Origin of the sequence: Neorhizobium puerariae, assembly GCF_042429745.1 — a bacterium.
Classification (GTDB): Bacteria; Pseudomonadota; Alphaproteobacteria; order Rhizobiales; family Rhizobiaceae; genus Neorhizobium; species Neorhizobium puerariae.
The window spans coordinates 462,710-470,872 of sequence record NZ_JBHMAA010000024.1 but is presented as its reverse complement, the minus strand read 5'-3'; the positions used below and the strand labels follow the sequence as shown (position 1 = coordinate 470,872).

Below are 8,163 nucleotides of genomic sequence, written 5' to 3'. Positions count from 1 at the left end.
CAAGCTCAAACAATTCCGACGTGTCGCCACACGATACGACAAGCTGCTCGCAAACTTCATGGGCTTCGTCAAAATCGCCGCTATCGCCATCTGGCTCAAATAGTTAATTCGTCGCTACGGCCTAGTCCCGGACAAGGATAATTGGCGCCCGGAGAGGCTGACTCCGGGCGCCATATTTTTTGCTCAGGCCTCCACGCCGTGGGCGGCGAGGTCCTTTCTCAGCGTTTCCGGGTCCTTGAAATGCACCGACTGCCAGCCGGCGGCGCGGGCGCCTTCGACATTCGGGTAGGAATCGTCGATGAAGATCGTCGCTTCGGGGGTAAGGCCGAAGTCGCGCGCATGCTTTTCGTAGATCGCCACATCCGGCTTGATGAGCCCGATTTCGCCGGACACGGTCACGCCGCGCGGCTTGTCGAGGAAGGGGAAGAGCTTCCGGGCGTCGACGAACGTATCGGCGGCGAAGTTGGTCAGCATGGTCACGTCGCGGCCCTCGCCGATCAGGCCTTCCAGAATGGCCACCGAACCGTCGTAGGCATGCGGCACCATCTCGTGCCAGTATTTGCGGAAGGCGCGGATCTGTTCCTCGCGTTCCGGATAGGCCTCGATCAGGAGCGCCTCGGCTTCTTTCCAGGTGCGGCCACGGTCCTGCTCCAGGTTCCATTCATGGGTGCAGACGTTGAGGAAGAACCATTTGCGCTCTTCTTCGTCCGGAATGATGCGGCTGAAGGGAATGTTCGGATCGTAGTGGATCAGCACCTTGCCGATGTCGAAGACGATGTGGTCGATCTTTGCGGCCATGAGTATTCCTTGAAAGAATCAGTTCGGGTATTTTTCGAAGGCTCGCGGAATAGCCTGTGCGATTGCTTTTTTCATGACGGTCGGCAGCGCCTGCGCTTCAAGATTTGTGACCGGCTCCCACCATCCGTCATTGACGGCGACCCTTGCCGTGCGTGTCCGGAAGATGGAAAGCCGGAGCTCGAAATGCGTGAAGACGTGGGTGACGGTGCCGCAGGCTTCCCAGGCGGCGGGGAAGGGGGCATGGTCCGCGGTCGTGCCGCCGTCGAGCCGCGAGGTCCAGGCGGTTGTCGGAACTTCCGTCATGCCGCCGAGCAGGCCGCTTTCGATCCGCCGACGCAGGAACACGTCCCCTTCCGGGGTCACGGCGACGAAGGCCGCGCCGGCCCGCACCGGCTTTTCCTTTTTCGCCGCCTTCACCGGAAAGCGTTCCGGATCGTGCCCGGCGAAGGCGAGACAGTCGTCGCGGAAGGGACAGAGCGCGCAGGCCGGCCGTTTCGGGGTGCAGACCGTCGCCCCGAGGTCCATCATCGCCTGCGCGAAGTCGCCCGGCCGGTCGGCCGGCGTCAGTTCCGCGACCCGGGCTTTCATCAGCGGCTTGGAGCCCGGAAGCGGCGCGTCGATGGCGTAAAGCCTTGAGATCACCCGCTCGACATTGCCGTCCATCACCGCCGATCGCCGGTCGAAGGCGATCGCCGCGACGGCGGCCGACGTATAGTCGCCGATGCCGGGAAGCGCGCGCAGCCCTTCTTCCGTATCGGGGAAGACGCCGCCATGCAGGGACGCGACGGCTTCGGCGCATTTCTTGAGGTTGCGGGCCCGGGCGTAATATCCGAGGCCGGCCCACGCCGCCATCACGTCCTCGGCCGGCGCGGCGGCAAGGTCCGTCACCTTCGGCCAGAGAGCCAGGAACTTGGCGAAATAGGGTTTGACGGCCTGCACGGTGGTCTGCTGGAGCATCACCTCCGAAAGCCAGACGTGATAGGGATCGGCGCGTCTGCCCGCTTTCGCCGCAGCCGGGCTCACCCGCCAGGGCAGTTCCCGGTGATGCCGGTCGTACCAGGCGAGCAACTTCTGGGCATGGTTTGGGGGAAGCGTCTGGAGCATCGTTTGCCGTTGTCGGGAAGAATGCCCTATACTTGAGAGAATAATGCGCCGGCATCAAGGCTTGCCGGCAGGAGTGGGGCAATGGCGAAGAGTTATCCAAAGAAAGGCGTGTCTCAGATCTCCGAAATCGCCAACGGCATCATCGATCCGGTGCTGGCCCGCCGTGCCGGCATCTCGACGGCGCTGCTCGGTTCCTGGGACGAGATCGCCGGCGAGGACTTCGCCGATTGCACGCGGCCGGAGAAGATCGCCTGGCCGCGCACCGACGGTTTCGACGACGGCGGCCATCGGCCCGGCGTGCTGACGGTGGCCTGCGAGGGCGCGCGCGCCCTTTTCCTCACCCATGCGCAGGGTGAACTGATCGCCCGCATCAACGGTTTCTTCGGTTTTCCGGCGGTGCGCCAGATCCGCATCGTCCAGAAACCCGTCTCGCAGGCCTCCAGGCATCCGCGCAAGCCGCCGCCCTTGAGGGGCGAGGCGGCGAAACGGCTCGAAACGATGATGGAAGGCATCGAAAGCGAGGCGCTCAGGCAGGCGGTGCAGCGGCTTGGGACCGCCGTATTGCAGAAGAAGCGCAAGGTCTGACTGTACAGGGCCCGCGGTCTTCCTGACGCACCTCCGATTTGTCACAATTCTTTGAAGAGATTTGCCTATCGACAGCTTGTTCGCATTCGGGCGGCGCGATACGGAATGTCGGAATTCTTTGAGACCTCTCGCACACGGGTGTTCCATGCAGATGAACGAAATCACCACGACCAGGCGCACGCTTCTCGGCGGAGCGGGTGCTGCCGCCCTCTGCCTGTCGCTGCCGCTCGGCGCCTCGCAGGCTTTCGCACAGGACGTGCCGGAATCCCAGGGCGATGTGGACATGGCTGCGGCCCTGAAGCCCGGCTCGTTGCCGGAAATGCAGCTTGGCGATGAAAAGGCGCCGGTGACGGTCATCGAATACATGTCGATGACCTGCCCGCACTGCGCCAATTTCCACAACAAGACCTTCGACGCCATCAAGACGAAATATATCGACGGCGGCAAGGTGCGCTTCATCATCCGCGAGTTCCCGTTCGATCCGGTCGCGACGGCCGCCTTCATGCTCGCCCGCTCCAATCCGCAGAACCCGCAGGAGCTTGCGACCGCCGCTCAATACTTCCCGATGATCTCGATGCTCTTCAAGCAGCAGCGCGCCTGGGCGGCCCCGGCGGACGGCAATGTCCGCAATGCGCTTCTCCAGACCGTCAAAGTGGCAGGTTACTCACAGCAGACTTTCGAGGCCTGCTTGACGAACCAGAAGCTTCTCGATGAAATCAACAATGTCGTGAAGCGGGGAGCCGACGAATTCGGCGTCAACTCCACCCCGACCTTCCTGATCAACGGCAAGAAGTATTCGGGGGACATGTCGGTTGAAGCTATGTCGAAGCTTTTCGACGGATTGCTCTGAGCTAGCCTTCTCCGGTGGGAAGGCGACGGGTGAGGCATGAAGTTCAACAAGCTGCGCCTTGTCGGGTTCAAGTCCTTCGTCGAGCCGACTGAATTCATCATCGAGCGCGGGCTGACCGGCGTGGTCGGCCCGAACGGCTGCGGCAAGTCGAACCTTGTCGAGGCGCTACGCTGGGTGATGGGGGAGAACTCCTACAAGAACATGCGCGCGTCCGGCATGGACGACGTGATCTTCTCGGGCTCCGGCAATCGGCCGGCCCGCAACACGGCGGAAGTCGGCCTCCATCTCGACAATTCGGATCGTACGGCGCCTGCCGCCTTCAACGATGCCGACGAGATTCAGGTCAGCCGCCGGATCGAGCGCGAGTCGGGCTCCATTTATCGCATCAACGGCAAGGAGGCGCGCGCCAAGGACGTTCAGCTCCTTTTCGCCGATGCTTCGACCGGCGCGCGCTCGCCCTCCATGGTCGGGCAGGGCCGTATCGGCGAACTCATCCAGGCGAAGCCCCAGGCGCGCCGCCAGCTCCTCGAAGAGGCGGCCGGCATTTCCGGCCTGCATTCCCGCCGCCACGAGGCCGAATTGCGACTGCGGGCCGCGGAGGGCAATCTCGAACGCCTGGACGACGTGCTGACGCAGCTCGAAACCCAGATCGAGAGCCTGAAGCGCCAGGCCCGGCAGGCGAACCGCTTCAAGATGCTTTCCGCCGACATCCGCGCGCGGGAAGCCTTTCTGCTGCATATCCGCTGGGTTCAGGCCAGGGAGGTGGAGGCCGAGGCCGAAAGCGCCCTCAACCAGATCACCGTCGTGGTGGCCGAAAAGGCGCAGGCGCAGATGGAGGCCGCCAAGGAACAGGGCATCGCCAGCCTCAAGCTGCCGGAACTGCGCGAGGAGGAGGCGAAGGCGGGTGCCGCGCTTCAGCGCATCCAGATCGCCCGCGGCCAGCTGGAGGAAGAGGCGAACCGCCTCCTGAAGCGGCGCGACGAACTCACCCGGCGGCTGGCGCAGCTTGGCGAGGACATCCGCCGCGAGGAGCGGCTTGCCGCCGACAATGCCGCTTTCCTTGAAAAGCTGGATCAGGAAGAGACGGAGCTCAGCGACATGCTGGCCGATTCCGGCTCGGAGGCCGAGGAACTGCGCGAAGCCTTCGAGGTCGCCGCAAGCGCCCTTGCCGAAAGTGAAAGACTGTTTTCGGCCATTACCGCGGAACGCGCAGAGGCCGCCGCCGGACGAAACCAGCTGGAACGGCTGATCCGGGACCTCGCCGAGCGTCGCCAGCGTCTCGACCGGCAGCTTGCCGATGCTTCCGGCGAGCTCGATGCCCTCGGCGAGCGGCTGTCCGGCCTCGACGATCCGGCCGAAAAACGCGAGGCGGTGGAGGCGGCGGAGATCGCCGTCGAGGATGCCGCGGTGGCCGCCGAGGAGGTCGAGGCGGCTCTTGCTTCCGCCCGCTCGCATGAATTGGCGGCGCGGGGGCCGGTGGAGGCCGCCCGCTCGGCGCTCAACGCGCTGGAGACGGAGGCGCGCACGATTTCGAAAATGCTGGCGGCCGGTGCGGCCTCTGGCGATTTCGTCGCGGTTGCGGAAATGATCCGCGTCGATCGCGGTTTCGAGGCGGCATTGGGCGCGGTCCTGGGAGACGACCTTGAAAGCCCGGTCGACAGTTCCGCACCGACCTACTGGTCGCTGAACGGCGATGGCTCCGGCGATCCCGGCCTGCCGCAGGGGGCCGAGCCGCTGATCGCCCATGTGACCGCCCCGCCGGAATTGTCCCGCCGCCTCGCCCAGACCGGTGTCGTTTCCGAGGCGGAGGCACACCGGCTGATGCGCCTGCTGCGGCCCGGCCAGCGGCTGGTGACGAAGGAGGGCGGGGTCTATCGCTGGGATGGACATGTCACCGGTTCCGAGGCCCCGGGCGCTGCTGCCCTCAGGCTCTCCCAGAAGAACCGCCTGTCGGAGCTGGAAGCCGAGATCGACGAGGCGCGGATCGTGCTATCCGAAGCGGAGGCTTCGCTGGCCGCGGCTGCGTCCGGGATCGCGGCCCGGGAACGCGAGCTCAACGATGCGCGCGACCGCAACCGGCTCGCCGCCCGCCAGCTTGCCGAAGCGCGCGATGTGCTCGCCGCCGCCGAACGCGCCGCCGGCGACCTCATGCGGCGCCGTGACGTCGTGGCCGAGGCGGTGAACCAGTTCAACGCGCAGATCGGGGATCTCGGCCTGCAGGAGGAGAATGCCCGGGCCGAGCTGGAAGATGCGCCGGACATTTCCGAAATCGATAACCGGCTGCGGGAACGGCAGGCGCTGGTGGCGACGGATCGCGGCCTGCTTGCTGAAGCGCGCGCCCGTTACGAGGGGCTCAGCCGCGAGACGGAGGCCCGCAAGCGCCGGCTGGCCGCGATCGCGCAGGAGCGCGCCTCGTGGGCGGCACGGGCGGCGAGCGCCGCCGACCATATCGCCAGCCTGCGTGAGCGCGAGCAGGAGGCGCGGGAGGAAATTGCCGACCTAGAAGCCGCGCCGGAAGAGTTCGACGACAAGCGCCGCGCGCTTCTGACGGAATTGCAGAAGGCGGAAGAGTTGCGCCGCGCGGCGGCCGACCGGCTGGCCGAGGCCGAAAACCGCCAGCGGGAGGCCGACAGGATTGCCACGCTCGCGCTTTCCGAACTTGCCGAAGCGCGCGAAAAGCGCGGCCGTGCGGAAGAGCGCCTGGTTTCCGCCGCCGAGAAGCGGCACGAAAGCGAGGGCCGCATCCGCGAGACCCTGAACGTCGCGCCGCATGAGGTTCTGCGGCTCGCGGGCCACAAGCCCGACGCGCCGATGCCCGATATCCGCGAGATCGAACGGGAGGTCGACCGGCTGCGGATGGAGCGCGAGCGGCTCGGCGCCGTCAACCTGCGCGCCGACGAGGAGCAGAAGGAACTTTCCGACAAGCTCGAAACCCTGATGCGGGAGCGCGCCGACGTCATCGACGCCATCCGCAAGCTGCGCGGCGCGATCCAGAGCCTCAACCGCGAAGGCCGGGAACGCCTCCTTGCCGCGTTCGATGTGGTCAACGCCGAATTCCAGCGGCTCTTCACGCATCTTTTCGGCGGGGGCACCGCCGAACTGCAGCTCATCGAATCGGATGACCCGCTGGAGGCCGGCCTCGAAATTCTGGCGCGGCCCCCGGGCAAGAAGCCGCAGACCATGACATTGCTCTCCGGCGGCGAGCAGGCGCTGACGGCCATGGCGCTCATCTTTGCCGTTTTCCTCACCAATCCGGCTCCGATCTGCGTTCTGGACGAGGTCGATGCGCCGCTCGACGATCACAATGTCGAGAGGTATTGCAATCTGATGGACGAAATGGCGGCCTCCACGGAGACGCGTTTCATCATCATTACCCACAATCCCATAACCATGGCGCGCATGAACAGGCTGTTTGGCGTCACAATGGCCGAGCAGGGAGTATCCCAGCTTGTATCCGTCGATCTCCAGACGGCCGAGCTGATGCGCGATGCCGGTTGAGCAAATTTACCGAACATCATAAAAATGCCCACGTCTACGTAGAATCACCCATATGGGGGATGCAATTTTTCGGCTATTGATGTCTTGTCGATTTATGCTTGAAGGCGTTTCTGGCCTCCGCCGATCCTGAACAAGGTGAGGCGAACGAGTTTCCCACCCCCCGTCCGGGTTTCCTGTCCCGGGCGGAAAGCTTTGCGGGGCCGCCTGTGATCCGGCCCCGCAAAGCTTTGTTTTCCCTCTTTAAGAAACCACGAGCCGGACATTCGTCCCCCAGGGGTCGACGACGTCCGTGTAGCCTTCGGTGGTCGCGAAGCTGATGCCGGCGCGTTGCAGCCGCTCCTTCCGCGCGGAAAGTTCCGCTTTGCCGGCAAGGGCAAGCGAGAACCAGGCGAGCCCCGTCCGGGCATTGTCGCGCGTGCCTGCGCCTTCGCTGCTCCAGATGTTGAAGGCGACATGATGGTGGTAGCCGCCCGACGAGAAGAAGCCGGCATCTTTTCGTTCGCCCCGGGTCGAGGTCAGTCCGATGGCATCGCCGTAGAAGGTGCGGGCCTTGGCGATTTCGCCGACCTTCAGGTGGATATGGCCTATGCGCAGCCGGTCCGGCGCGGTGCGATAGCCGTCCCGGGTCGTATCGGCCAGCGCGATGATGCTGTCGATGTCGAGCGGGTGCGTGCCCATCGTCACCACTCCGTCCTGCCATTTCCAGCTTTCGCGCGGCCGGTCGGAATAGACTTCCACGCCGTTGCCTTCCGGATCGGTGAGGTAGACGGCCTCGCTGACGCTGTGATCGGCAAACCCGGTCACGGGAACCTGCGTTGCCGCGATATGCACGAGCCAGCGCGCAAGGTCGGCGCGGGACGGCATCAGGTAGGCGATGTGAAACAGGCCCGCGGCGTCGGGGGCTTCGAAAGAGGCGTCCGGCGTGTGGACGAGATGCAGCAGGGGCGAGCCTCCGGCTCCCAGCACCGACGTGCCGTTTTCGCGCCGCAGCTCCTCAAGGCCGAGCATGGCGGCGTAGTAGCGCACCATCAGGTCCAGGTCGCGCACGCGCAGGGCCGCCTCGCCGACATGGATGGGTGTCGTCAGCGCGAAAGGCAATTGCGTCGCCGCAGCGCCGGTGCCCGTCATTCCTTCGGCGCGGAGCGCCCCCGGCAAGGCCGCCGCAGACGAAGCGACGCCGGCCAGCTTCAAGATATTCCGTCGAGTGATTCTCATTGCATGCCCCCTGAAAATATCTCCTGGCCTTAAGCGGAATTCTTCAAGACCGCATTTCACTTCTACGTAGGAAAAACGTGAGCGGCGGAGCGATTATATTGCGATGCAACATA

Annotated in this window: 6 protein-coding genes and 1 pseudogene; 4 read left to right on the top strand and 3 right to left on the bottom strand. The window is 64.9% G+C overall.

Features of this window, described 5'->3' with window-relative positions; genetic code table 11:
* Positions 1-103, top strand: a pseudogene (locus ACFFP0_RS22000) (IS5/IS1182 family transposase); the annotation flags it as partial.
* A gap of 80 nt (positions 104-183) precedes the next feature.
* Here the strand turns inward: ACFFP0_RS22000 and ACFFP0_RS21995 are convergent.
* Together ACFFP0_RS21995 and mutY are read right to left on the bottom strand one after the other, a co-directional pair.
* Positions 184-798 (bottom strand): HAD family hydrolase, encoded by a 615-nt coding sequence (locus ACFFP0_RS21995; protein WP_377264334.1) that lies wholly within the window; start codon positions 796-798, stop codon positions 184-186.
* Positions 799-816: 18 nt separating this feature from the next.
* Positions 817-1,902: an A/G-specific adenine glycosylase gene (gene mutY, locus ACFFP0_RS21990; RefSeq protein WP_377264333.1), complete on the bottom strand. Its 1,086-nt coding sequence runs from the start codon at positions 1,900-1,902 to the stop codon at positions 817-819.
* An 81-nt stretch (positions 1,903-1,983) separates the two neighbouring features.
* Between mutY and ACFFP0_RS21985 the strand changes: the two genes are divergently transcribed.
* From ACFFP0_RS21985 to ACFFP0_RS21975, 3 genes are all read left to right on the top strand, one after another.
* Positions 1,984-2,487 (top strand): DUF721 domain-containing protein, encoded by a 504-nt coding sequence (locus ACFFP0_RS21985; protein ID WP_377264332.1) that lies wholly within the window; start codon positions 1,984-1,986, stop codon positions 2,485-2,487.
* Positions 2,488-2,632: 145 nt separating this feature from the next.
* On the top strand, positions 2,633-3,337 hold the full coding sequence (locus tag ACFFP0_RS21980) for a DsbA family protein (RefSeq protein ID WP_377264331.1): 705 nt from the start codon (positions 2,633-2,635) through the stop codon (positions 3,335-3,337).
* A gap of 36 nt (positions 3,338-3,373) precedes the next feature.
* Positions 3,374-6,835, top strand: a complete 3,462-nt coding sequence (locus ACFFP0_RS21975) for a chromosome segregation SMC family protein (protein WP_377264330.1) — start codon at positions 3,374-3,376, stop codon at positions 6,833-6,835.
* A 240-nt stretch (positions 6,836-7,075) separates the two neighbouring features.
* Here ACFFP0_RS21975 and ACFFP0_RS21970 read toward each other — a convergent pair whose 3' ends face one another.
* Positions 7,076-8,050, bottom strand: a complete 975-nt coding sequence (locus tag ACFFP0_RS21970) for a VOC family protein (protein WP_377264329.1) — start codon at positions 8,048-8,050, stop codon at positions 7,076-7,078.
* Positions 8,051-8,163: the final 113 nt, after the last annotated feature.